Below are 25,941 nucleotides of genomic sequence, written 5' to 3'. Positions count from 1 at the left end.
ACGCTCACAAATTCCGCTTACTATATATCATCGATTCTCTTCGCTTGTTTGGCTAACGTCGTCTATGCGTTGTGACGACTTTCGCTTTCGCTCATACGCCAAACTGCGCTCCGTTCATCGTGATATATTGCGTAAGCTTCATTAATCGTTCGCTTTTAATAATATTTTCTTAAACAATGGTTATTGGTTAATTGTAACTCGTTTTTCTTGTTACCCTTTTTTCGCATTGTGCAGTTTTCAAGGTTCACTTTGAGGTTTAACCCTCAAAACTGAACAGTGAGATATGCTCATTGTAATTATTATCGTTCGACAAATTGTGCTTTCTATATACTTTAGGCTCCTTACGCTTGTTTGGCTAACGCCGTCTATGCGTTGTGACGGCTTTCGCTTTCGCTCATACGCCTCACTGCGCTTCACTCGCCTAGTATATTACGAAAGCGCAATTAATCGTCTCTCTCTTAATAATTACAATTCGCTTTTTTACTTTTTGTAGGATTTGCTCCTTAGAAAGGAGGTGATCCAGCCGCACCTTCCGATACGGCTACCTTGTTACGACTTCACCCCAATCATTTACCCCACCTTCGGCAGCTCCTCCCTTTCGGTTAGGTCACTGACTTCGGGTGTTGTAAACTCTCGTGGTGTGACGGGCGGTGTGTACAAGGCCCGGGAACGTATTCACCGCGGCATGCTGATCCGCGATTACTAGCAACTCCGTCTTCATGCAGGCGGGTTGCAGCCTGCAATCTGAACTGGGACCTGTTTTCTGGGATTCGCTCCGGATCGCTCCTTCGCTGCCCTCTGTTCAGGCCATTGTAGCACGTGTGTAGCCCAGGGCATAAAGGGCATGATGATTTGACGTCATCCCCGCCTTCCTCCGTGTTATCCACGGCAGTCTCGGTAGAGTCCCCGTCTTTACGCTGGTAACTACCAACAGGGGTTGCGCTCGTTGCGGGACTTAACCCAACATCTCACGACACGAGCTGACGACAACCATGCACCACCTGTCTCACAGCTCCTTCATAGAAGGCACTCAAGTATTTCTACTCGATTCTGTGGATGTCAAGCCCTGGTAAGGTTCTTCGCGTTGCTTCGAATTAAACCACATGCTCCGCTGCTTGTGCGGGCCCCCGTCAATTCCTTTGAGTTTCAACCTTGCGGCCGTACTCCCCAGGCGGGATACTTATTGCGTTAACTCCGGCACGGATTATACTAACCCACACCTAGTATCCATCGTTTACGGCGTGGACTACCAGGGTATCTAATCCTGTTTGCTCCCCACGCTTTCGCACCTCAGCGTCAGTTCAAGTCCAGAGAGCCGCTTTCGCCACTGGTATTCTTCCTGATCTCTACGCATTTCACCGCTACACCAGGAATTCCGCTCTCCTCTCCTTGACTCAAGCTATTTAGTTTCAGATGCATACCCTCGGTTGAGCCCAGGTTTTTCACATCTGACTTTTATAGCCGCCTACGTGCTCTTTACGCCCAGTAATTCCGGACAACGCTCGCCCCCTACGTATTACCGCGGCTGCTGGCACGTAGTTAGCCGGGGCTTTCGTATGGTACCGTCATTTCTTTCTTCCCATACTATTGAGCTTTACGACCCGAAGGCCTTCTTCACTCACGCGGCGTCGCTGTGTCAGGGTTTCCCCCATTGCACAATATTCCCCACTGCTGCCTCCCGTAGGAGTCTGGACCGTGTCTCAGTTCCAGTGTGGCCGTTCACCCTCTCAGGCCGGCTACCCATCGTCGCCTTGGTGGGCCCTTACCCTCACCAACTAGCTAATGGGACGCGGACTCCTCCTATAGCGGATTCCCTCCTTTCTTCGAAAAGCGATGCCGCTTCTCGACATTATCCGGTATTAGCACCCCTTTCGAGGTGTTATCCCAGTCTACAGGGTAGATTGTCCACGCGTTACTCACCCGTCCGCCGCTATCCGACACTCAACTCCGCGTTTACTCATATTTTTTTCTCTTCCTGCCTTTTTTCTCTTTCCCGTCTTTTCTTCCTGTAAGCGCTTAGTTGAGTGCCGGATCGCTCGACTTGCATGTGTTAGGCACGCCGCCAGCGTTCGTCCTGAGCCAGGATCAAACTCTCATGTTTATATCCTTTTACTCTTCTTACTCTTACTGGCTTTATCTCACTGTTCGGTTTTCAAGGTTCAACCTCGCGTCAAGCGACATTGTCTATATTACCACATTTATTTCTCTCTGTCAACATTCTTTTCGCTGGTTTGTTTTGGTACTTTGCTTCGCCGCTTTCTCAAACGACATGTGTTAATATACCACGTTTTAAATTCCTATTCAATGTCTATTAATAGCCCTATAGCGCTGTTATCCAATAATAACAGCATTATGCTCAAGTATGCGTCAATATACTATAAATTACACTTTTTCAAGTTCATTTTTTATTGATTTAAAATCCTCCCATGCAGGATACTTTTTCTCTGGGTCTCTTAAGAGTGCTGCTGGATGATAAGTAGCTATTATCTTTACGCCTTTTCTTTCTATCCACTTGCCCCTCATAACAGTTATCTTAAAATTCTTATCAATTATAGCTTTCGCCGCTGTGGCACCTAAACATACAATGATTTTAGGAGCTATTATTGCAACTTGATTGCGCAGATACGGCAGGCAGGCATCTACTTCATTTTGTAGCGGAACTCTATTATTTGGAGGTCTGCATTTCACAATATTCGCTATGTATACATCCTCTCTTTTCAAATCTATAGCTTCAATCATTTTATTTAATAATTGACCTGCTTTTCCAACAAAAGGTCGTCCTTGAATGTCTTCATCTCGTCCAGGTCCTTCACCTATAAACATAATCTTAGACCTTAAATTTCCTTCACCAAAAACTACATTGTTTCTGACATTGTGCAGCGGACATTTTGTACAATTCATACATTCTTCCATAAGTTGTTTCAAAGGCAATAACGACATTAAAACCACCCTTTTGTTTTAAAAATTCGCCTTTCTATACTTTTCTTTCTCACTTTCGTAAAGATTATTTCCGTACATGTCAATCGTAACAATGACAGGGAAATCTTCGACAGTAAATTCATGTATCGCCTCTGGTCCTAAATCATTATACGCAACTACTTTAGACTCTATCACTCTTTCTGATAGTAATGCGCCAGCACCACCAATTGTTGTAAAATACACAGCGTGGTACTTCATCATAGCATCAATGACTTCTTGATTTCTGTATCCTTTTCCGATCATCCCTTTAAGCCCAATCTCCAAAAGTTTCGGCGTGTATGCATCCATTCTGCCACTTGTAGTAGGCCCACAGCTTCCTACCGCTTGACCAGGTTTTGCAGGACAAGGTCCTACGTAGTAAATTACTTGATTTTTTATGTCAACTGGCATATCTTGACCATTGTTTAATAATTCTATCATCCTTTTATGTGCAGCATCTCTGGCAGTAAGAACTTTACCTGTAATCAAAACAGTATCGCCAGCTTTTAAATTTTTTATGACTTCTTCTGTTAAAGGTGTATTTATCTTTTTATACATTTTCCCCTCCACATTTTTAATTTGTTTTTATAGTATAGCTGTCGCATGCCTTGTAACATGACACGATATATTTACAGCTACTGGAAGCATTGCGATATGGGTAGGATATTTTTCTATATTTACTGCTAGAGCGGTTATCCTACCTCCCAGTCCTTGCGGTCCTATTCCAAGGCTATTTACTTTTAATAAAAGTTCTTCTTCCAATGCCCTCACATCGCCGTCACTGCTTCTTTGATCGATCGGCCTTAAAAGGGCCTTTTTTGCAAGTAACGGCGCATACTCAAAATTGCCGCCTATTCCAACGCCTACCACCAGAGGCGGACATGCATTAGGACCTGACGCTTCAACTGTATCAATTATAAACTTCTTTACACCTTCAATGCCGTCGGAAGGCTTCATCATCTTTAGCGCACTCATGTTTTCACTTCCTGCGCCTTTTGGCGCAACTGTAATTTTTAATTTGTCGCCGCCTACAATATCATAATGTACAATAGGTGGTGTATTATCATTTGTGTTGATACGTACGAATGGATCATTCACAATTGATTTTCTTAAATATCCATTGAGATATCCATCTTTAACACCATTATTTATAGCATCATCAAGACTACCACCTACAACATGGACATCTTGTCCTATCTCAACGAAAATCACCGCTATGCCTGTGTCTTGGCATATTGGCATTTCTTTTACCTTGGCAATCTCAGCATTTTCAATTATACTATTCAGTATTTCTATTCCTGTTTCGCTAACTTCCTCGTAAGCCTTTTCCTTCAATGTATTTAAAACGTCTTGCGGTAAATTATAATTAGCTTCTATACATAAAAGCTCGACAGTTTTTTTTATATCATCCGCTTTTACCTCTCTCATAAGCACACCTCATTACTAAATAGAAAAACTATAAATATCATTAAAATAATAATACTACAACATTAGATTTTGCGGAAGGTTTTTACACATATATCATTTTTACTGTCATACCACCCTGCCCGCCTCCAGTCACTATTACAACTTTTCCATTAAAGTCTTTCATACAAATACTCCTTTCATGATATTATTTGTTTGCAAAAGCTTTTGGCAAAGTCCAAAAATCTATTCAAACAGGCTTTCTATAAAAATATATTTCTCCGTTTTCTATGGAATAATCGATAAGTTTTTTATCTCTCAAATAGCTCAAAAATGCGGAAACCGATGAAAAATAAATATAATACTGAGTAAAATTTAATGGCAGATCGTTTAATATTACTAAGTTTTGCAGCAATCCTTCCCTTGTCTGAGGTTGTTCCAATAATTCCAGTATAATTTCAACATTATCTTCTATATTTGAAATATTTTTTTCTATAAGTGCATCAAGCTCATCCTTATTAAGCACTCTATCTATGTGACTTATTACAAAATAGTCTGCATCCACCTCTTTTAACTTTTTTAAAGTTTCAATGCTTTTTTCTATATTAAACAAATATGGAAGTGAATATTTTTTTATTGTATCCTCACTAAATACGCTGTCTCCCAAAAAACATACTCTATCAGGTGTAATGACACCGATTTGATCTATTGAATGCCCCACCAAAGATATTATATCAAACTTTTCATCGCCAATTTTTGAGATACCATAATCAAGGACGAAATCAACAGAAAATGTTTTATTAGTCGTATCAAGATCTCTTATTGGGCATGAAGAAAATAGTACAATATCTCTCAACTCTGGATTTTCTATATATAATCGCTCCTTATTTGATGTATAGATTTCGCACCCAGGGTACTGAGTCTTAAAGTATATATTACCGCCGCAGTGGTCCATGTGATTGTGGGTATTTATAATATATTTGGGATGTAATCCATTTTCTACTAATACATTGTCAATCTTTCTCGCTTGTCCATTGTTTATACCAGTATCTACTAATAGACAATTTTTGTTTTTATAGGTGTAAACACCTATATTTGTAGGATTATCTATGTAGTACGTATTTCTATTTATCTTATTTAAATTCATACGATTACCTCCAAAAATTACATCATCACATGATAATTTTACACCCTTTATTAACTTAAATCAAAGTAAGAGCCCCATGACAGACATCATGAGGCTTTTAGACTACTTTAATATCTCTTTTTCTAAATTCTTCTTTTATCTCTTCTATTTTTGATGTGTCAGGAGGATTTATTTCTTTCAAACTATATGGTATCCCAAGTGCTTCATATTTATACACGCCCATTTTATGGTACGGCAGGATTTCAACTCTGTCTATATTCTTTAATGACGACACAAAATCAGCTAACTTCTTTATTTCTTCCATATCATCCGTTATACCCGGCACTATCACATGTCTTATCCAGACTTTTTTATCTATATCTGATAGATATTTTGCAAATTTTAACGTCTTTCTATTTGAAACACCTGTAAGTTTCTTATGTTCATCATCATCAATATGCTTTATGTCAAGCAAAAAAAGATCTGTGTATTTTACAAGTTCTTCTACTTTTTCAATATCGACAAATCCCGACGTATCTATTGCAGTGTGTATGTTCTCTGCTTTAAGCTTCTTAAATAGATCTGTGCAGAACTCTACTTGAAGTGTCGGTTCACCGCCAGTCAATGTCACACCGCCGCCAGATGCTTTCATATATGGTATATATCTTTTCACATCATTAAATATTTCATCTGTAGATGCTTCTTTTCCATCATTTAAATGCCAAGTGTCAGGGTTATGGCAATATGCACATCTCAATAGACATCCTTGCATGAATACAACATACCTCACACCAGGTCCATCGACAGTTCCGCATGTTTCTATTGAATGTATTTTTCCCATAACCATGACACATCCTCCTTACAAGAAATTTACTTTTACATAGATTCATGGAATGTACGTGATATAACTTCCAACTGCTGTTCCTTAGTCAGTTTATTGAAATTAACCGCATATCCTGATACTCTTATGGTAAGCTGTGGATATTTCTCTGGATGATCCATAGCATCAATAAGCATGTCTCTATTTAATACGTTTATATTGATATGATGTCCAGATTTAAATGCATATCCATCCAATAATCCTACAAGATTATTTATCTTGTCTTCATCTTCTTTGCCCAATGCATTTGGCACAATCGTAAACGTATATGATATTCCGTCCAATGAACTATCATAAGGAATTTTAGATACTGAGTTCATAGAAGCAACAGCACCCTTTGTATCTCTTCCATGCATTGGATTTGCACCAGGTGCAAATGGTTCACCGGCTTTTCTGCCATCTGGTGTAGCACCTGTCTTTTTCCCATAGACGACATTTGACGTTATTGTTAAAACAGATAATGTTGGTATAGAATTTCTGTAGGTCTTGTGTTTCTTAAGTTTATTCATAAATCTCTCTACAATATCAGCAGCAATGGAGTCTACTCTGTCGTCATCATTTCCGAACTTAGGAAAATCCCCTTCAACTTCATAATCTACAGCTATGCCATTCTCATCTCTTATAGCTTTCACTTTTGCATATTTTATCGCACTTAATGAATCTGCCGCAACAGACAGCCCAGCTATTCCAAATGCCATCGTCCTTACAATGTCCCTATCATGTAGGGCCATAAGCGATCTTTCGTATGCATACTTGTCATGCATATAGTGTATTATATTCATAGCTTTTACATACACTTTAGCCAGCCACTCCAGCATGTTGTCGTATGCTGCCATGACTTCGTCAAAATCTAGATACTCTGATGTTATCGGATTGAATTTTGGCGCTACTTGAGTCTTGTACCTTTCATCGATACCGCCATTTATTGCATACAGCAATGCCTTCGCAAGATTCGCCCTTGCGCCAAAGAATTGCATCTGTTCACCTGTCTTCATTGCAGAAACACAGCACGCAATGCTGTAGTCGTCATTGTAGATAGGCCTCATCAAGTCGTCATTCTCGTACTGTATTGAACTCGTGTCTATTGATACTTTAGCACAGAATTTTTTAAAGTTTTCCGGAAGTCTTTTTGACCAAAGAACCGTCAAATTCGGCTCAGGAGCAGGACCTAAATTGTAGAGAGTATTAATATCCTAAACGAATTTTTAGTAACCAGAGGCCTTCCATCTACTCCTACACCGCCTATAGACTCAGTCACCCAAACAGGATCACCACTAAAAAGTTCGTTATAATCTGGAGTCCTTAAAAACCTCACCATTCTCAATTTCATCACGAAATGATCCATCAATTCCTGTGCTTGCCTTTCTGTCAACGTTCCTTCTTTAAGATCTCTTTCAATATATATGTCAAGAAAAGTAGATACTCTTCCAAGCGACATAGCAGCACCATTTTGCTCTTTTATAGCTGCAAGGAAAGCGAAATACGTCCATTGAACAGCTTCTTTTGCATTTTTTGCAGGCTTTGATATGTCATACCCGTACTTTAAAGCCATCTCTTTCATTTCGTTTAATGCTTTTATCTGTTCTGTCAGTTCTTCTCTCAGCCTTATTGTAGCTTCATCAAATTCATCGTAATCAAGCTCAAGCTTTTCTTTTTCCTTTTCTTCGATGAGTCTATCAATTCCATAAAGTGCAACTCTTCTGTAATCGCCTATGATTCTTCCTCTGCCATACGCATCTGGAAGTCCTGTGATTATCCCTGCATGCCTAGCAGCCCTTATTTCCGGAGTATATGCATCAAATACACCGTCATTGTGGGTTTTCCTGTACTTTGTAAATATCTCCTCGACAGCAGGATCAACCTTATATCCGTATGCTTCACAAGCTTTTTTAACCATCCTTATACCGCCATACGGCATTATTGCTCTTTTAAGAGGTTTATCTGTTTGAAGTCCAACTATCTCCTCAAGGTCTTTATCTATATATCCAGCATCATGGGATGTTATAGATGAAACAGTTTTTGTATCAATATCAAGTACACCCTTTTCTAGTTCCTCCCTCATAAGTTCAAGAACTTTATTCCATAGTTTAGTAGTCTTTTCTGTAGGACCTTCTAAAAAGCTGTCATCGCCTTCATATAACGTGTAGTTTCTCTGAATAAAATCCTGCACATCAATGTTTTTTTGCCACTTGCCATCCTGAAAACCGCGCCACTCATTAATCACTTTTATACCCCCTAAAATTTATTATTTATTATGGTTTAATTATAACTGCTTTGTCTTTTGTAGTCAATATACTGTATACACTTCAGAAAATTTATTATATTTTCATCATTTGTATTTTATCATTGTCTAAAATTAAAAAATATGACATATATCACATTTTACTCTTTTATTTTTCTACATTTAGGATATAATTTATAAAGAAATCCTGTCAAAGTATATGGGGGAATTGAAATGGCAAAGATGCGAATTGATAAGCTTCTATCAAATACGGGGTTTGGAACTAGGAAAGAAGTAAAAGGCTTCATAAAAGAAGGTCTTGTAACCGTAAACGGCAGAACTGTCAATGATCCCGGGCTAATCATCGAAACTGATAAAGATGACATTATATTTAACGATGAAAAAATATTTTATAGAAAATATATATACATAATGATGAACAAACCAAGAGGTGTCATTAGCGCTACTTATGATCCGTCAGAAAAAACTGTACTAGATCTTTTGCCAGATGATATTAAAGCAAGAAAAGTCTTCCCTGCAGGAAGACTTGACAAAGACACGGAAGGACTACTTCTTCTTACAAATGACGGTATACTAGCCCATAAATTGCTATCACCAAAAAAGCATGTGTATAAAAAATATTACGCAGAGATTTCTGGATTTATTGATGAAGATGATATTTCATTGTTTTCAAACGGCATCGTTTTAGATGATGGTTATAAGACTATGCCTGCTTATTTAGAAATAATATCATCAGGTAGTATATCAAAAGTTTACGTGTCAATCAAAGAAGGAAAATATCATCAAATAAAAAGGATGTTTGAATCACTTGGCTCAAAGGTTATTTATCTAAAAAGGCTTTCCATGGGATATCTTAATCTAGATGAAAATTTAAAAGAAGGGGAATGGAGAGAATTAACAGATAACGAGTTAAAGCTGCTCTTATTGTCTGTCGAATAAATCATTTTAATTCACTAGTGGCACAATGGGAAATTATAATTGAAATAAGGCTTTCAGCTCCTTCATTTGAATTCACTCCATAATCTGTTATAGCATCACTGCAGCCGCCACTTGATTCATCGTACAAGCTTACTCCTTTTGAATTTTTGCCATAAAACCAATCATCGCAAGCTAATGCTCTTTCTCTGTATTTTTCATTTCCTGTAACATTGTACGCATCTATATACATAAGAGCCATCGTATATGCTTCTACAGGCTGCTCATCAAACTCTGCTATGTTTTTACCTCTTTCATACCATCCTTTGCAACCGACAGCTTTAAAATAGCCATTTCTAAAGCATATAGAGTCCAAAAATTCTAAACTTTCTAATGCTATATCTAGAATTTTTTCGTCTTTTAAGACAATAAAAGATTTTAAAAGTGATAATGGAATAATTCCATTATCATATGATACAGTACCTTCAAACCATTTCCAATCATCATTTGAATTTTTTTCGTACCATTTAATAATGTCATTGGTCAAGTTCACTATTTTGCCTTTAATAAAATCTTTTTTAAATTTGTTTTCTGCATTATAAATGTGATAAAGCCCTATAAGAGTATATGCTTTTCCTCTAATATATTTTAAATCATCAATAATAGGTAGTGATTTCTCAATCATCTTTAAAGCAGATAACTTAATCCTATCATCTAAAGGAGAATCCAATAAGTATCCAAGTGCCCACATGCATCTGCCGAAACAGTCTTCAGAAAAATCATCGTCAATGAATTTTCTATCATATGTCATGAAATTTCTGAAATACCCATCTTCATCCTGAGCATACATTAGGAAAGATAAGTACCTCTTAATCAAATTTAGGAATTTTTCTTCTTTGTACATTTCGTACATCATGGCAGAAGCTATTATTGCCCTTGCATTATCATCTGTTGTATAGCCATACTTAGGATTAGGAGTAGAACCAATTGAATGTTGCATCATTCCTGTATCGTCTGTCAGTATAAACAAATGATTAAACAAACTTTTACCATTCATATAATGTCTCCTCCTGTTTATACTGCTTCTTTGGCATCATCTTCTAAATCTTCAAATATTCTCAAAAACATCTCAACATATTCTAGTGCAACATTATCCCACATCATTGACTTTCCATAAACCTTCATTTTCTCCTCCATAAGTTGTCTCTTGTGAGGGTTTTCTATGGCAAACTTTATACATTTCGCTATAGAATCTGGATCTTTAAAATTAGCCAATAATCCTCTGCCATCGCTTAAAATTTCTTCAGCATATTTGTACGGCGTCGAAACTACTAGTTTTCCTAGCCCTGCGGCATATGCCAGTGTCCCACTTACAGCCTGTTCTCTTCCAATGTACGGTGTCATATACACATCTGAAAGTTTTAAATATTCTACAATCTCTCTCTTTGTTAAATATTTATTAACAAACTTTACATTATCGTTTAAATTAAGTTCATTGACACGCCTTATTAGAAAATCTCTATAAACTTCACCATCAGACTTGACTATGTTAGGATGCGTCTGTCCAAGAATAAGGTACAGTATATCAGGATGTTCTTCTTTTACCTTTGCAATTGCTTCTATGCCATATTCTAATCCTTTGCCGGGACTTATGAGTCCAAAAGTGCTAACAACAAATTTATCGTCTATATTATACTTCTTTCTCAAACTTTCACTTGACAATGTAGGCAGATTCGGAACACCATGGGGCAAAACGGCTATCTTTTTCTCATCAACACCGTACACATTTAAAAGTAGTGGAATTGTATTTTTGGCCATAGTGACGACTCTTTTGCTTTTCTTACACAATTCTTGCAAAATATACTTCTGCTTATCTAATGGCTCTGATAATATAGTGTGAAGCGTTACAACATAAGGTATCTTCAAATTATTTATCAGATCAAGGATGTACTCGCCCCATTCTCCACCATATATCCCGTACTCATGCTCAATTACTAATAAGTCAATTGAAGAATCATTCAATTTTTCAGCTAATTTTATATAACTATTCCTGTCATGCTGCTGCAATTCATAAATAACATCATCGTCGTAATCATATTCTCTATCATTTATAGCAATTACCTTTGGCTCGTTTATTATTTTAATATCTTTAAGTTCATTTACTAAATCTTGAGTAAATGTTGCTATACCACATTCTCTAGGAGGAAATGTACTTAAAAATGCTATTTTTATCTCTTTATTCTTCACCATTTCCATCACCTCTATCAACTTACTGCATAATCATTAAAATTATTAGCATAAACTTCATCTACAATCTTTCTCATTCCATCAATAATGCTATTTGAGGCAACAACTGCATTTATTAAATTTACATTTTTGTTAATTTTCACATTGTCCCATATGATGCTATGCCTTATTATGCTGTTAGATCCTATGTGAGTATTGTCACCTATAACAACGTATGGTCCAATATTTGCTTTTGCATCTATTTTCACATTGTTCCCTATAAAAATTGGTTCTACTATCTTTGCTGAAGGGTCTATCATAGTAGTTTTGCGTTTAAAATTATAATCTCTCACATCAACGAATTTACAATTATCTTCAAAAATATCAAAGTGAACTCTTTTATATTTTTCAATAGTACCTATATCTATCCAGTATCCATCATACCTATATGCAGCCATGCTGCATCCTTTTGAAAGAAGTTTGGGATATGTATCCCTCTCTATCGACACAACTTCATCTTTTGGAATTTCGCTTAATAGCTCAGGCTCAAACACATATATTCCGGCGTTTATCCATTTAGAATTTGTCTCATATGGTTTCGGCTTCTCCTTAAATGCCGTAATGAAATCATTATCGTCATATTCAATTACACCGTATTGAGACGGATCTTCAACTTTAGTCATAGCAATCGTAGCTAAAGCATTTTTTGACTTATGGTATTCTACAAGATTTTTAATGTTCAAATCACAAATGATATCTGAATTGAGAACTATAAAAGTATCATCAAAAAAATCTTCTGCATTTTTTATAGCACCGCCTGTACCAAGAGGTATATCTTCTTTAATATAAGAGACTTTTACGCCTAATTTTTCACCATCTCCAAAATATTTTTCTATATGATTCGATTTATAACATGTACTTATAACTACTTCATCTACACCTTGATGCTTTAATCTTAAAATGGTTGACTCTAACAAAGGCTTTCCCATTATGGGTACCATAGGTTTAGGAAGAAAATTTGTTAGAGGTCTTAGTCTTGTCCCTAATCCTCCCGCTAGCAATAAAGCTTTCATTCGAATTCCTCCTTTATCTCTATTTAGTTTTTAAAATTTAGAATTTATAAATGTGTTATAGAGTATAACATAATGTGTGCTAAATGTGATGATATTGTATTATGTTTGATATTAGCACTCTAACTGAACGGCTGCTAACAATTAAAATTATAATCCTATAAATTCCATATGTCAAGAGTGTTAATTATTTATGTAAATGTTTAATTAATAACTATAAAATCGAAAGTGAAAGAAACTGACTAGGCTTTATGTTTTAAATGAATCCTCCATCAACTGTTAAAACTTGTCCTGTTATAAATGAAGATTCATCAGACAATAAAAAAGATACAGCTTTGGCAACTTCATCTGGAGTTCCTAGCCTTTCAAGAGACGTCCTTGATGCTAAATCCTCAATTATATCAACCGATAATTTCCTGTTCATTTTCGTATCAATGACTCCTGGTGCTACGCAATTGACACGGATATTTGATGGTCCTAATTCTTTTGCCAACGCCTTAGTAAAAGCTATAATACCACCTTTTGCAGCCGAATAATGTACTTCACATGATGCGCCATATATTCCCCACATTGATGAAATATTTACAATAGCACCTTTTTTATTCTTTAGCATATATTTTAAAGCACTTTGTGTACAGTTAAATGCTCCACCTAAATTTATATCCATCATATGTTTCCATTCGTCCTCTGTTATGTCCATAAAAGGTTTTATCTGTGAAATACCAGCATTATTAACCAGATAATCTATCCGCCCAAATTTATCAAAGATATCTTTCATCATCATTTCCACTTCTGATCTGTTGCTTATATCCGCTTTAAATATATCTGCATAACCTAATTCTTCTTTTATGTGCCTTCTTAAATTATTGGCACTCTCATAGTCGCTGTTATAATGAATTGCAACACATCCGCCTAATTCTGCAAGTTTTTTACATATAAAAGAACCAATGCCACCTGAACCTCCAGTCACTACTATGACCTTTCCATTAAACATAAAAACATCCTTTCATATAGCCAAAAATAAAAAATATTTACTAATAAATAGGTTATACAAATACAAAGCAAAAATCAATATCATATAAAAATATGGTGTATGAAACAAATATACACCTTTAATTTTTTAATCATTTTTTGATAGCTTCTACTGTATTTTTAGTCGTACTGTAAAGTCCTGATGCACCAAGGCCCATAGCAGTACCCAGCAATATACCTTTCAATGTATCTCCTGGAGCTATGTACAATATTCCGAGAGCTATTCCAAAAACTAGTTATACTAAGGCAGAATACTTTTTTGGTAATCCAATTTGTTTTACCACCTCAACCAAACCAATTATAAGAGGTATCAGTGATACATCATAGACATCCATAGGTAAGCCCCCTAAAATTATACGTTTCTAATATCATTATATTATATCTTGTCTTTATTAATGCATAAAAATAAAAAAGACTTCGCGCAAGCGAAATCTTTACAAGTCTATTTGGAGCGGATGACGGGATTCGAACCCGCGATCCTCGGCTTGGGAAGCCGATGCTCTACCACTGAGCCACATCCGCAAAATATTCTTTTTTAAATACAAAAATGGCTCCTCAGGTAGGGCTCGAACCTACAACCTACCGGTTAACAGCCGGTTGCTCCACCATTGAGCTACTGAGGAATATTTTAATTCCGGCAGCGACCTACTCTCCCGAGTAATCAGTACCATCGGCGCTGGAGGGCTTCACTTCCGTGTTCGGAATGGGAACGGGTTTTTAACCTCCGCTATTGCCACCGGAAATCTTTTGTTCATTTGTCCTTTTACATCTTTCGAAAAAATCTTATCTAATAAATACTTTTTTCGAAAAATATTATCACAAGTGAACTATTAATTGCGTTTTCGTTATATACTCGGCGAACGCAGTGCGGTGAGGCGTTAAAAGCCGTCACAACGCATAGACGGCTTTAGCCGAGCTAACGTAGTGAGCCGTTAGTATATAGAAAACACAATTTGTGAACGGTGATAATATTTTTCGCTATATGCTTTTAAATGAACTTTGAATACTGCACAATGCTTCTTTGGTCAAGTCCTCGACTTATTAGTACCGGTCAGCTCAAAGTATTTCTACTCTTACACCTCCGGCCTATCTACCTCGTCTTCTCCAAGGTGTCTTACTCCTTTCGGATGGGAAATCTTTTCTTGAGGTGGGTTTCACGCTTAGATGCTTTCAGCGTTTATCCCTTCCAAACTTGGCTACCCAGCTGTGCGAATGGCTTCGCAACTGGTACACCATCGGTTTGTCCACCCCGGTCCTCTCGTACTAAGGGCAGTTCCTCTCAAATTTCCTACGCCCGCGACGGATAGGGACCGAACTGTCTCACGACGTTCTGAACCCAGCTCGCGTACCGCTTTAATGGGCGAACAGCCCAACCCTTGGGACCTACTTCAGCCCCAGGATGCGATGAGCCGACATCGAGGTGCCAAACCTCCCCGTCGATGTGGACTCTTGGGGGAGATCAGCCTGTTATCCCCAGGGTAGCTTTTATCCGTTGAGCGACGGCAATCCCATTCTCTACCGCCGGATCACTAAGCCCGACTTTCGTCCCTGCTCGAATTGTCTTTCTCGCAGTTAGGCTACCTTCTGCCTTTGCACTCTTACGCGCGATTTCCTTCCGCGCTGAGGTAACCTTTGGACGCCTCCGTTACTCTTTGGGAGGCGACCGCCCCAGTCAAACTGCCCGCCTGTCAGTGTCCATATGCCGGCTTACGGCTCCTATGTTAGAATTTCGGTAATATCAGGGTGGTATCCCAACGTCGGCTCCAGATAGGCTTGCGCCCATCTTTCTCCGCCTCCCACCTATCCTGTACAGATATTACTAAAATTCAGTGACAAGCTGCAGTAAAGCTCCATGGGGTCTTTCTGTCCTGTCGCGGGTAACTCGCATCTTCACGAGTACTACAATTTCACCGGGTCCCCCATCAAGACAGCGCCCAAGTCGTTACGCCTTTCGTGCAGGTCGGAACTTACCCGACAAGGAATTTCGCTACCTTAGGACCGTTATAGTTACGGCCGCCGTTTACTGGGGCTTAAGTTCAGAGCTTTGGATTTCCTCCTGACCCTTCCCCTTAACCTTCCAGCACCGGGCAGGCGTCAGCTCCTATACTTCGTCTTTCGACTTAGCAGAAACCTGTGTTTTTGGTAAACAGTCGCTTGGGCCTCTTCTCTGCGGCCTTTCGGCACTCCTTCTCCCGAAGTTACGGAGTCTTTTTGCCGAGTTCCTTAATGAGGGTTCTCCCGCTCGTCTTTGGATTCTCTCCTCGCCTACCTGTGTCGGTTTCTGGTACGGGCACCTCTATCCTCGATAGCAACTTTTCTTGGCAGCCCCTTCGAAACTTCGCCTTTCGGCTCCCCTTCACAGCTCTTATGAGCTTTGGTACTTCACTCAAAGCTCTCTTCGTCGCTGCTTGGACGTGCTCTACCAACCGCACGCTTTTCTTATCTCGCTGCGTCCTTGCTTCTCTTATGACGGATTTCGGTGGTACCGGATTTATTACCGGTTGTCCATCGCCTACGCTTTCGCCTCGGCTTAGGTCCCGACTTACCCTGGGCGGATTATCCTTCCCCAGGAAACCTTAGGCTTTCGACGGTAAGGTTTCTCGCCTTACTCTCGTTACTTATACCGGCATTCTCTCTACTGTACTGTCCAGATTCGCTTCCGCTTATCCTTCGCCCTGTACAGTACGCTCCCCTACCATTCATACAGAATCCGTAGCTTCGGTGGCATGTTTTAGCCCCGTTTATTTTCGGCGCGGGATTTCTCGACCAGTGAGCTATTACGCACTCTTTGAATGTATGGCTGCTTCTAAGCCAACATCCTGGTTGTCTTGGAAATCCTACTTCCTTTTCCACTTAACATGCTCTTTGGGACCTTAGCTGTCGGTCTGGGCTGTTTCCCTTTTGACCACGGATCTTATCACTCGTAGTCTGACTCCCAGGGTTCTCAATATGGCATTCGGAGTTTGATAGGGTTCGGTAACCTTTTTGGCCCCTAGTCCATTCAGTGCTCTACCTCCATATTTTCACCCCTGAGGCTAGCCCTAAAGCTATTTCGGGGAGAACCAGCTATCTCCGAGCTCGATTGGAATTTCTCCGCTACCCACAATTCATCCCATGACTTTTCAACGTCAACGTGGTTCGGGCCTCCACCAGATCTTACTCCGGCTTCACCCTGATCATGGGTAGGTCGCACGGTTTCGGGTCTATGATATGCAACTTTCGCCCTCTTAAGACTCGCTTTCGCTTCGGCTCCGCTTTCGCTTAACCTCGCTGCATATCTATAACTCGCCGGTCCGTTCTACAAAAAGTACGTGGTCGTCCGGCTCTCAACTGGACACGCTAGTTCTTTTTTTCTTCTCTCTAACATGTTCAGTTGAGTGCCGGACTTCCACTGCTTGTGGACATATGGTTTCAGGTTCTCTTTCACTCCCCTCCCGGGGTTCTTTTCACCTTTCCCTCACGGTACTTTGCGCTATCGGTCACTTAGGAGTATTTAGCCTTGGGAGATGGTCCTCCCGTCTTCCCACCGGGTTGCCTATCCTGTGGTACTCTGGATCCCACTCGGTATATTTTCGCTTACGCCTACAGGGCTTTCACCTTCTTTGGCCTGCCTTCCCAGGTCTGTTCGGCTTCGCTCTTTATACCTTCTCGTGGTCCTAAACCCCATCACCTGCGGTGATGGTTTGGGCTCTTTCCTTTTCGCTCGCCGCTACTTAGGAAATCGACACTACCTTCCCAGCGGAGTCTCTCCGCTGGGAGGCCCTGTTTTCTTTCTTCTCCTCGCGCTACTTAGATGTTTCAGTTCACGCGGTTTCCCCTCCCATGGCTATGTGTTCACCATGGGATGCTTAAGTATTACCTTAAGCGGGTTTCCCCATTCGGAAATCTCCGGATCTACGTCTGCTTGCGACTCCCCGGAGCGTTTCGCCGCTCGCTGCGTCCTTCTTCGGCTCTAAGTGCCTGGGCATCCACCATACGCCCTTTGTAACTTGACCTCTTTTGGTTTCTTGTAACTCGTTTTTCTCGTTACCCTTTTTTCAGCATTGTGCAGTTTTCAAGGTTCACTTTGAGGTTTAACCCTCAAAACTGAACAGTGAGATATGCTCATTGTAATTATTATCGTTCGACAAATTGTGCTTTCTATATACTTTAGGCTCCTTGCGCTTGTTCGGCTAACGCCGTCTATGCGTTGTGACGGCTTTCGCTTTCGCTCATACGCCTCACTGCGCTTCACTCGCCTAGTATATTACGAAAGCGCAATTAATCGTCTCTCTCTTAATAATTACAATTCGCTTTTTTACTTATTGTAGGATTTGCTCCTTAGAAAGGAGGTGATCCAGCCGCACCTTCCGATACGGCTACCTTGTTACGACTTCACCCCAATCATTTACCCCACCTTCGGCAGCTCCTCCCTTTCGGTTAGGTCACTGACTTCGGGTGTTGTAAACTCTCGTGGTGTGACGGGCGGTGTGTACAAGGCCCGGGAACGTATTCACCGCGGCATGCTGATCCGCGATTACTAGCAACTCCGTCTTCATGCAGGCGGGTTGCAGCCTGCAATCTGAACTGGGACCTGTTTTCTGGGATTCGCTCCGGATCGCTCCTTCGCTGCCCTCTGTTCAGGCCATTGTAGCACGTGTGTAGCCCAGGGCATAAAGGGCATGATGATTTGACGTCATCCCCGCCTTCCTCCGTGTTATCCACGGCAGTCTCGGTAGAGTCCCCGTCTTTACGCTGGTAACTACCAACAGGGGTTGCGCTCGTTGCGGGACTTAACCCAACATCTCACGACACGAGCTGACGACAACCATGCACCACCTGTCTCACAGCTCCTCTTACGAGGCACTCAAGTATTTCTACTCGATTCTGTGGATGTCAAGCCCTGGTAAGGTTCTTCGCGTTGCTTCGAATTAAACCACATGCTCCGCTGCTTGTGCGGGCCCCCGTCAATTCCTTTGAGTTTCAACCTTGCGGCCGTACTCCCCAGGCGGGATACTTATTGCGTTAACTCCGGCACGGATTATACTAACCCACACCTAGTATCCATCGTTTACGGCGTGGACTACCAGGGTATCTAATCCTGTTTGCTCCCCACGCTTTCGCACCTCAGCGTCAGTTCAAGTCCAGAGAGCCGCTTTCGCCACTGGTATTCTTCCTGATCTCTACGCATTTCACCGCTACACCAGGAATTCCGCTCTCCTCTCCTTGACTCAAGCTATTTAGTTTCAGATGCATACCCTCGGTTGAGCCCAGGTTTTTCACATCTGACTTTTATAGCCGCCTACGTGCTCTTTACGCCCAGTAATTCCGGACAACGCTCGCCCCCTACGTATTACCGCGGCTGCTGGCACGTAGTTAGCCGGGGCTTTCGTATGGTACCGTCATTTCTTTCTTCCCATACTATTGAGCTTTACGACCCGAAGGCCTTCTTCACTCACGCGGCGTCGCTGTGTCAGGGTTTCCCCCATTGCACAATATTCCCCACTGCTGCCTCCCGTAGGAGTCTGGACCGTGTCTCAGTTCCAGTGTGGCCGTTCACCCTCTCAGGCCGGCTACCCATCGTCGCCTTGGTGGGCCGTTACCCTCACCAACTAGCTAATGGGACGCGGACTCCTCCTATAGCGGATTCTCTCCTTTCTTCGAAAAGCGATGCCGCTTCTCGACATTATCCGGTATTAGCACCCCTTTCGAGGTGTTATCCCAGTCTACAGGGTAGATTGTCCACGCGTTACTCACCCGTCCGCCGCTAAGTTCGTACCGTAGTACTCCCTTCGCTCGACTTGCATGTGTTAGGCACGCCGCCAGCGTTCGTCCTGAGCCAGGATCAAACTCTCATGTTTATATCCTTTTACTCTTCTTACTCTTACTGGCTTTATCTCACTGTTCGGTTTTCAAGGTCCAACCTCGCGTCAAGCGACATTGTCTATATTACCACATTTATTTCTCTCTGTCAACATTCTTTTCGCTGGTTTGTTTTGGTAATATTGTTTGCCAATCTTTAATGCTTATATCAACTAATTTGCGTATATAACTATATCACATTTTAAATATATATTGCAACATGTTTATCACTCTTTTATAGGTCAATAATCAATTTTATGTTTGATTATCTTATAATTGCTTGTTTTTTTCTCGTTTTATGTTAATTTTATGTAAAATTTTCGAGGCATCATCAGATGCCTCTTACAATTATTTTTTATTTGATAGTATATTTTGAACTTGCTGTGTTGCCTGTTGCTGTTGATTTAGCTTGTTATTTGAATTTATATAGTTTAACCTGTTATTAAGCATGTTGACATGCCTTTGCATATCTTGTTGCATTTGCTGAAACATCTGTTTCGCTGCTGGATCATCTGTTGCACTGGCAAACTGAGCGTAAGTACCAAGTGCCGACTGTGCTGCAGCAACAGCTTTTTCAATATCACTTTTTACAGTCATCTTTATAACCTCCTTAAAAAGTATTACCTCTTATATTATTTCAATTTAGGAGGCTATTTACACTTATAATTATTTGAAATTTTTACTACACAATATATTGCAATACAATAAGCAAAATCACTCCTGGTATCCCCAAAAATCCGACAATCAGCGCAGTTATCGGATTTATACCAACGTATATCCCAAATGATTTGCCGGCCATATTTATAAAAAACAAAACTAATGCTCCTATTATACCATTTAATATAAGCCTTAATAAAAATTTTCTCGGCACAACTAATAGCCAACCTAATATGTACAATAAAAAGAGCCCAACAACGTATGCTATGATTATATTATATTCAATGCTTAAATTCATAAAAATTCCCCCTTAATACATCCTATGATTATTATATTAAGAGGGGGACAAATTATGATATAAGTGAACTGAAATTGTCAAAATTAACTCCGTTTTCTTTAGCTTTTTTCAATAAATATGTGTATTTTTTTCTAAGAGATTCAAGATTGTATATTGCCTGATCTATCAAGTCTGGATCTGTGACGTTTTGAAAATATATTTCTGCATCCTTAAGTTGCCTCATCGTATTTTGTACTTCATTTATCAAAACATCATTTTCGTTATTTTTTTCTTCTTTTGTAGCAGAAATTTCCTTAAAAATGTTATATAGTGAGCCCATGAAATACCTCCTCATCCATATTGTTGACAGCAATATGGATGAGTATACCTATAATTCAACTTCTTTTATTATTTCAAGAGATCCTCCATCTATTTTATTTAATTTGACAAGTTTATAGATGATATTAACAGCTTCAATATGGGACATGCCGGCTCTATACGGCCTATCTTCTGTCAGAGCTTGGTACATATCGCATACCGCCATAAGCCTTGAAATTTCATCAAGGTCTTCTCCAGTAAGTCCTTCAGGATATCCAGAACCATCTAATTTTTCATGATGATTTGCAGCCCACTCTGCTATATCATCAATGCCACCTATTTCCATTAATATTTTCTTAGTATAATATGTATGGGATTTTATTATCATAAATTCTTCTTCGGTTAATTTATCTGGTTTATCTAGTATTTCATTTGGGATAGCCAACTTCCCTAAGTCATGCAAAAGTCCAGCAATTCTTACCTTTTTTGCCGTCATCTCGTCATACCCCGATATCAAAGCTGCTTTATATGCAACTTCTGATATGCCTTTTGAATGCTTGTAAGTAAAGTGGCTTTTGTTATCAATTATATTCGAAAATACCCGTGCAATTTTGCTTAGATCATCTATGTCAACTATCATTGTTTCATTAGATATATAAGGTCTTAAAACATCAAACGTGTCATAATGTTCATAGTCGAGCCAGAACTTTTCCTGTTTCATTAGATCTTTTAATGCGTTTACAATTATTGGGTTGAACGATTTCCCTGATTCATCATTTAACCATTTTTCTATATGTTTTCTTGTCTCGTATTCATTCATTTTCACAGACACTGTATTGTATTTCACATCAAACTGATCTGCCAAATATATTATCTGAGCTTCAAATGGTATAGAATCTCCATTAATATGAAAATATCCGCTTCCATCCCAGTTTTCATGATGATACTTTATGATCTCACAAAATTCATGTCCTCTCGGCATATCTTTTACCATATCGCTTCCTCGCAATGAATGCATCCATGTGTTATTTGAAATAAAATCTTCATATACGTCGCTTTTGCCTATGTCATGAAGAAAAGCAGAATAAAATATTTTATACTCTTCATCTCTTTTTACATTTAAATTTCTTGTCAATCTTATGGCAACATATGCAACTTTGCGAGCATGCCCAAAATTTCTTCTCTCAAGGATGTCAAGTGATAGCGATAGCGCTGACAGTAATTTAAAATAATCTAATAACAAAAGAACCCTCCCTTCTCGTATCATCAATATTATAATACAATATTTAAAATAGATTTCCAATATAATATCCTAAATAAGCTCCGATAAGACCAACAATGACGGTGGAAGCAGAGTACAAAAAAGCGTGTACATAGTGCTTTTGGCGAAGAAGGTATATTGTTTCATGTGAAAAGGTAGAATAAGTGGTAAATGCTCCTATAAATCCTGTCATAATAAACAATCTAACATCATTATCAAAAAAATGTACAATCTTAGGGTTTGACAAAACATTCAAGAGAAATGCACCTAATACATTGATTACAAATGTTTCAATAGGCACAATAAATTCTCTGTTTTCCTTAATATGCCTAGATATCTCATACCTTAAAATTGCACCGAAAACTCCTCCAAGACCTACTAACAAAATATTTGACATCAATTTTCTTCACGTCCTTGTAATATTTTTGCTGTTTTATCTCCCAATTCAAACCCTATAAATGACATGATAAATCCAACCAATATCGACAGCAATACATATATCAAAGCTACTGCAATTCTTCCATTTCTTAATAAATCCATGGTTTCTTTAGTGAATGTTGAAAATGTAGTAAAGGCACCGATGAACCCAGTCGTAATTGCCAATCTAATATTAAAATTAACCTTAAATTCTTCAAGTGTCAAATTCGATATATAGCTTAATAAAAATGATCCAAAAATATTTATAAAGAAAGTCTCAATCGGAAATACAGTATGCAATATACTTTGATAATAGCTCGAAACTATATATCTCAAAATCGCACCGAAAAAACCGCCAATTCCTATATAGATGTATTCCATGAAAATTGCCCTCCATTTTCATAAGATAGTAATAAATAAGCTCCTATTGAGTTAGTATACCCAATAGGAGCCATCAGCTTCGACGCATTTAAAGGTGAGCTCCATCACCTTACAACAACAATTATATCACAGATTTGTTTTCAAAGTAAATATTTCATAATGATATACATTATATTTTGCCTAATTTTTTATATAACTTCACTTTCTATTGTATTAACATGTCTAATATCCTCTTCATTTCCGTTATACAACACCTTGAAGAGACTTTCTATTATACACATTTTTTTGTTTTCTAAACTTTCTATAAACCTGTTTATATCATTATCAAAAAGCTTGAAAACTGCTGCATAAGTACTGCCATCATAAACAGACTCATTAAATGAAGCACCATTATCAGTAAAAATTTTTAAAATATTTTTTATATTGCACTTGTAAGATGGTTTAAATCTTATATAAAATACATCTGTAAAACTACCGTTAAAAGCTGAAATATGTTTTGCCGTATGATTTGCTTTAATGCCGTAATTCAATAGTATATCAATTAAATCTGCAACAACTGAATCCCCTGTAGGCATTTGTCCTGCACCTTTTCCAATAAAAATAAATTCTTTAAAATGATCTCCTCTCAGTATAACAGCATTGTTTACATTACCAACACTTGCTAAAATATTGTTAGCTTCTATTAGTATAGGCTCTACACTCGCATAGACATTTCCCTTCTCGTATTTAGCCCATGCAAATGGTTTAATTTTATATCCCCATTTTCCAGCATAATATATATATCGTCATACTTTATTTCATTTATACCATATCTCATTATTGAATTAACAGAAACATCAACATCAAATGCTTTTTTTATGAGAATCACAAGCTTATACAGAGCATCGAATCCTTTTATATCGTAATCCGGATTGCTTTTCCGCATACCCTCGCTTTTGAGCGGCTGCAAGTGCCTCATCATATTTCATTCCCTTTTCTATTATCTGTGTCAATATGTAGTTTGTCGTACCGTTTATTATTCCTCCAACAAAATTTATTTCATCGGTTATTTTGAGTCTTTCAATCTGATGTATAACAGGTATTGCTCCAGCAACACTTGCCTCAAATTTTAAAAATACGCCGTTTTCCTCTGCCATTTTTCTTAGCTCGTCTCCATATTTTGCTATTAATTCTTTGTTTGCAGTAATAACATGCTTCTTAGAAATTAACGCCTTTTTCACGTAATCGTAAGCAGGATCAATTCCTCCCATTACTTCAATTATTGCACTTATTTCGCTATCACACAAGATTTCGTTAGCATCAGTTGTTAGTATTTCATCTATACCATTAACATTTCTCGGTTTATCAGGATGCTTCACAAGTATTTTTTTTATTTCAGGATAAAATCCCGTTTTTTGTTTTATATGCTGTTTTCTTGATGTAACTATTTTATAGACTCCGCTCCCTACTGTTCCAAACCCCAACAAACCAATCTTAAATTCCATGTGACATACCTCCTAAAAATTTTTGGCCCTCTTCAATGAGAAGAGGGCCAAAATACGCCGCTCCTCTCATCTCTCAGGTTTTTTCCTGCAGGATTTGGCACCAAACGCATATAAATGCCGGTTGCCGGGTTTCATCGGGCCAGTCCCTCCACCACTCTTGATAAGAGGCTTTCAATATTCTCTTTTAAATTTATTAATGAATATATTATCACTTTATACTATTATAGTCAAGCATTCTTTTAATTCTGGTACTTTGTATTTTAAAATTCTCCTTGTAAGTTGATTAAAAAAGCGTTCAGCAATATTCCTTAATTATTATTTCCTTGATTCTGAACAAAAAATCATGGCTTGAAGGAGCCTTTTCTTTCCCTCTGACCATGATTCTATGATACAACTTTATTTTCTTTGACACAACTTTTTTTACTTTGATACGAATTTATTTTTGTTTAACAATAATTACAAGAAATTTACATTTCCCTTCTACCTTCCAATGCCCTCGATAAAGTAACAGAATCAGTATATTCGAGGTCACCACCAACAGGTACACCATGTGCTATCCTCGTCACTTTTATGCCAAAAGGTTTTATAAGTTTTGCAATGTACATAGCAGTCGCTTCGCCTTCTATATCGGGATTTGTCGCTAATATAATCTCCTTTATGTCGTTATTATTAATCCTTTCTAGCAATTCTTTTATCTTTATATCTTCTGGTCCTATACCGTCCATGGGTGATATTACACCATGCAGCACATGGTATAAACCACGATACTCCCTTGTTTTCTCCATAGCTACTACATCTTTCGGATCAGATACCACACAAATAGTAGATGAATCTCTGGTTTCATCGCTACAGATATTGCATAAATCGCTATCAGTGAAATTATAACACTTGTTGCAGTATTTCAAATTGTTTTTTGCCTCCAATATAGCATTAGATAAATTAATAACGTCATCTTTCGGCATATCCAAGATGTAAAATGCAAGTCTCTGTGCTGTTTTTCGTCCAATACCTGGAAGTCTTGATAATTCATCTATCAGCCTTGACAATGACCTCGAATAAACATTCATCAATTAATTCACCTCAAAATAAGCCTGGTATATTAAAACCTCCTGTAATTTTTCCCATTTCCTCTGCAATCATGCGTTCAGCACTTCTTAAAGCCTGATTTACTGCTGCTAAGACTAGGTCTTCCAGCATCTCCACATCGTCCTTATCAACAACGGCAGGATCAATCTTTATACTGATCAACTCTTTTCTTCCATTAGCTACCACTTTTACAGCTCCACCGCCTGCAGACTCTTCAACCGTCTTGTTTTCAAGCTCTTCCTGCATTTTCTTCATTTGCTCTTGCATCTGCTGTGCTTGTTTTATCATGTTATTCATGTTAAAACCGCCAGGAAATCCTCCTTTTGCCATCCACAATACCTCCTATTAATATTTTACTACTCTCTT

General features: G+C 38.7%; 22 protein-coding genes, 2 tRNA genes, 4 rRNA genes, 2 pseudogenes and 2 riboswitches. Of the genes and pseudogenes, 1 reads left to right on the top strand and 29 read right to left on the bottom strand.

The genetic code is table 11. From position 1 onward, the window contains the following. Window positions 1–507 precede the first annotated feature (507 nt). The 8 genes and pseudogenes from TTHE_RS00400 to TTHE_RS00370 all read right to left on the bottom strand — a co-directional run. A 16S ribosomal RNA gene (locus TTHE_RS00400) occupies window positions 508–2,101 on the bottom strand. 281 nt (window positions 2,102–2,382) lie between these two features. After that, complete coding sequence (locus TTHE_RS00395; protein ID WP_013296639.1) at window positions 2,383–2,940, bottom strand: uracil-DNA glycosylase; 558 nt, start codon at window positions 2,938–2,940, stop codon at window positions 2,383–2,385. Window positions 2,941–2,958: 18 nt separating this feature from the next. Further along, window positions 2,959–3,516, bottom strand: a complete 558-nt coding sequence (locus TTHE_RS00390) for a Fe-S-containing hydro-lyase (RefSeq protein WP_013296638.1) — start codon at window positions 3,514–3,516, stop codon at window positions 2,959–2,961. 27 nt (window positions 3,517–3,543) lie between these two features. After that, window positions 3,544–4,386: a fumarate hydratase gene (locus TTHE_RS00385; RefSeq protein ID WP_013296637.1), complete on the bottom strand. Its 843-nt coding sequence runs from the start codon at window positions 4,384–4,386 to the stop codon at window positions 3,544–3,546. A gap of 226 nt (window positions 4,387–4,612) precedes the next feature. After that, window positions 4,613–5,509, bottom strand: coding sequence for an MBL fold metallo-hydrolase (locus TTHE_RS00380; protein ID WP_013296636.1), 897 nt, complete (start codon window positions 5,507–5,509; stop codon window positions 4,613–4,615). A 97-nt stretch (window positions 5,510–5,606) separates the two neighbouring features. Then, window positions 5,607–6,335: a pyruvate formate-lyase-activating protein gene (pflA, locus tag TTHE_RS00375; protein WP_013296635.1), complete on the bottom strand. Its 729-nt coding sequence runs from the start codon at window positions 6,333–6,335 to the stop codon at window positions 5,607–5,609. Between the two features lie 29 nt (window positions 6,336–6,364). After that, complete coding sequence (locus tag TTHE_RS15065) at window positions 6,365–6,688, bottom strand: glycine radical domain-containing protein (protein WP_269207942.1); 324 nt, start codon at window positions 6,686–6,688, stop codon at window positions 6,365–6,367. 162 nt (window positions 6,689–6,850) lie between these two features. Beyond that, window positions 6,851–8,538, bottom strand: a pseudogene (locus tag TTHE_RS00370) (pyruvate formate lyase family protein); the annotation flags it as partial. A gap of 285 nt (window positions 8,539–8,823) precedes the next feature. Here TTHE_RS00370 and TTHE_RS00365 point away from each other — a divergent pair. Beyond that, complete coding sequence (locus TTHE_RS00365; protein WP_013296634.1) at window positions 8,824–9,549, top strand: pseudouridine synthase; 726 nt, start codon at window positions 8,824–8,826, stop codon at window positions 9,547–9,549. Window position 9,550: 1 nt separating this feature from the next. Here the strand turns inward: TTHE_RS00365 and TTHE_RS00360 are convergent, their stop codons facing one another. The 21 genes and pseudogenes from TTHE_RS00360 to TTHE_RS00270 all read right to left on the bottom strand — a co-directional run bounded on the left by TTHE_RS00360 (window position 9,551) and on the right by TTHE_RS00270 (window position 25,905). Beyond that, a complete protein-coding gene (locus TTHE_RS00360; protein ID WP_013296633.1) occupies window positions 9,551–10,582 on the bottom strand; it encodes a glycosyl transferase in 1,032 nt (343 codons plus the stop codon). Window positions 10,583–10,599: 17 nt separating this feature from the next. After that, window positions 10,600–11,775: a glycosyltransferase family 4 protein gene (locus TTHE_RS00355; protein ID WP_013296632.1), complete on the bottom strand. Its 1,176-nt coding sequence runs from the start codon at window positions 11,773–11,775 to the stop codon at window positions 10,600–10,602. Between the two features lie 14 nt (window positions 11,776–11,789). Next, complete coding sequence (locus TTHE_RS00350; protein WP_013296631.1) at window positions 11,790–12,824, bottom strand: nucleotidyltransferase family protein; 1,035 nt, start codon at window positions 12,822–12,824, stop codon at window positions 11,790–11,792. Between the two features lie 253 nt (window positions 12,825–13,077). Next, the gene (gene ymfI, locus TTHE_RS00345) at window positions 13,078–13,815 is read right to left on the bottom strand and encodes an elongation factor P 5-aminopentanone reductase (protein WP_013296630.1); all 738 of its coding nucleotides are present in this window, start codon (window positions 13,813–13,815) and stop codon (window positions 13,078–13,080) included. A gap of 485 nt (window positions 13,816–14,300) precedes the next feature. After that, a tRNA-Gly gene (locus TTHE_RS00335) sits at window positions 14,301–14,375 on the bottom strand. Between the two features lie 26 nt (window positions 14,376–14,401). After that, window positions 14,402–14,476 (bottom strand) — tRNA-Asn (locus TTHE_RS00330). A gap of 9 nt (window positions 14,477–14,485) precedes the next feature. After that, window positions 14,486–14,594 (bottom strand): 5S ribosomal RNA (rrf, locus tag TTHE_RS00325). A gap of 280 nt (window positions 14,595–14,874) precedes the next feature. After that, window positions 14,875–17,848 (bottom strand): 23S ribosomal RNA (locus TTHE_RS00320). Between the two features lie 329 nt (window positions 17,849–18,177). Then, a 16S ribosomal RNA gene (locus tag TTHE_RS00315) occupies window positions 18,178–19,693 on the bottom strand. The 16S, 23S and 5S rRNA genes sit together here with 2 tRNA genes alongside, the layout of an rRNA operon. A gap of 349 nt (window positions 19,694–20,042) precedes the next feature. Beyond that, the gene (locus TTHE_RS00310; RefSeq protein WP_013296629.1) at window positions 20,043–20,291 is read right to left on the bottom strand and encodes a DUF1657 domain-containing protein; all 249 of its coding nucleotides are present in this window, start codon (window positions 20,289–20,291) and stop codon (window positions 20,043–20,045) included. An 85-nt stretch (window positions 20,292–20,376) separates the two neighbouring features. After that, window positions 20,377–20,649, bottom strand: coding sequence for a pro-sigmaK processing inhibitor BofA family protein (locus TTHE_RS00305; protein WP_013296628.1), 273 nt, complete (start codon window positions 20,647–20,649; stop codon window positions 20,377–20,379). A gap of 52 nt (window positions 20,650–20,701) precedes the next feature. After that, window positions 20,702–20,968, bottom strand: coding sequence for a DUF2508 family protein (locus tag TTHE_RS00300; RefSeq protein ID WP_013296627.1), 267 nt, complete (start codon window positions 20,966–20,968; stop codon window positions 20,702–20,704). Window positions 20,969–21,016: 48 nt separating this feature from the next. Next, the gene (locus tag TTHE_RS00295) at window positions 21,017–22,189 is read right to left on the bottom strand and encodes an HD-GYP domain-containing protein (protein ID WP_013296626.1); all 1,173 of its coding nucleotides are present in this window, start codon (window positions 22,187–22,189) and stop codon (window positions 21,017–21,019) included. Window positions 22,190–22,232: 43 nt separating this feature from the next. Then, on the bottom strand, window positions 22,233–22,604 hold the full coding sequence (gene crcB / locus TTHE_RS00290; RefSeq protein WP_013296625.1) for a fluoride efflux transporter CrcB: 372 nt from the start codon (window positions 22,602–22,604) through the stop codon (window positions 22,233–22,235). After that, window positions 22,604–23,005, bottom strand: coding sequence for a fluoride efflux transporter CrcB (gene crcB / locus TTHE_RS00285; protein ID WP_013296624.1), 402 nt, complete (start codon window positions 23,003–23,005; stop codon window positions 22,604–22,606). Before crcB (TTHE_RS00285) ends, crcB (TTHE_RS00290) begins: the two co-directional genes overlap by 1 nt. Window positions 23,006–23,062: 57 nt before the next feature. Beyond that, window positions 23,063–23,123: riboswitch (Fluoride riboswitch) on the bottom strand. Between the two features lie 70 nt (window positions 23,124–23,193). Further along, window positions 23,194–23,580 (bottom strand): hypothetical protein, encoded by a 387-nt coding sequence (locus TTHE_RS14475; protein WP_231292685.1) that lies wholly within the window; start codon window positions 23,578–23,580, stop codon window positions 23,194–23,196. A gap of 24 nt (window positions 23,581–23,604) precedes the next feature. Then, window positions 23,605–23,754: pseudogene (locus tag TTHE_RS14755) on the bottom strand (homoserine dehydrogenase); the annotation flags it as partial. Then, window positions 23,700–23,930 (bottom strand): hypothetical protein, encoded by a 231-nt coding sequence (locus TTHE_RS14470; RefSeq protein ID WP_269207936.1) that lies wholly within the window; start codon window positions 23,928–23,930, stop codon window positions 23,700–23,702. The pseudogene TTHE_RS14755 and the gene TTHE_RS14470, both read right to left, overlap by 55 nt. After that, window positions 23,878–24,489 (bottom strand): homoserine dehydrogenase, encoded by a 612-nt coding sequence (locus TTHE_RS14465; RefSeq protein ID WP_231292683.1) that lies wholly within the window; start codon window positions 24,487–24,489, stop codon window positions 23,878–23,880. Before TTHE_RS14465 ends, TTHE_RS14470 begins: the two co-directional genes overlap by 53 nt. Window positions 24,490–24,552: 63 nt before the next feature. Continuing rightward, a riboswitch (SAM riboswitch) is annotated at window positions 24,553–24,656 on the bottom strand. Between the two features lie 300 nt (window positions 24,657–24,956). Continuing rightward, window positions 24,957–25,556 (bottom strand): recombination mediator RecR, encoded by a 600-nt coding sequence (recR, locus tag TTHE_RS00275; RefSeq protein ID WP_013296623.1) that lies wholly within the window; start codon window positions 25,554–25,556, stop codon window positions 24,957–24,959. A gap of 13 nt (window positions 25,557–25,569) precedes the next feature. Beyond that, a complete protein-coding gene (locus TTHE_RS00270; protein WP_013296622.1) occupies window positions 25,570–25,905 on the bottom strand; it encodes a YbaB/EbfC family nucleoid-associated protein in 336 nt (111 codons plus the stop codon). Window positions 25,906–25,941: the final 36 nt, after the last annotated feature.

The organism is Thermoanaerobacterium thermosaccharolyticum DSM 571 (assembly GCF_000145615.1).
Lineage (GTDB): Bacteria > Bacillota > Thermoanaerobacteria > Thermoanaerobacterales > Thermoanaerobacteraceae > Thermoanaerobacterium > Thermoanaerobacterium thermosaccharolyticum.
The sequence above is the reverse complement of the archived record's forward strand: the minus strand, read 5'-3'. Positions and strand labels throughout refer to the sequence as shown.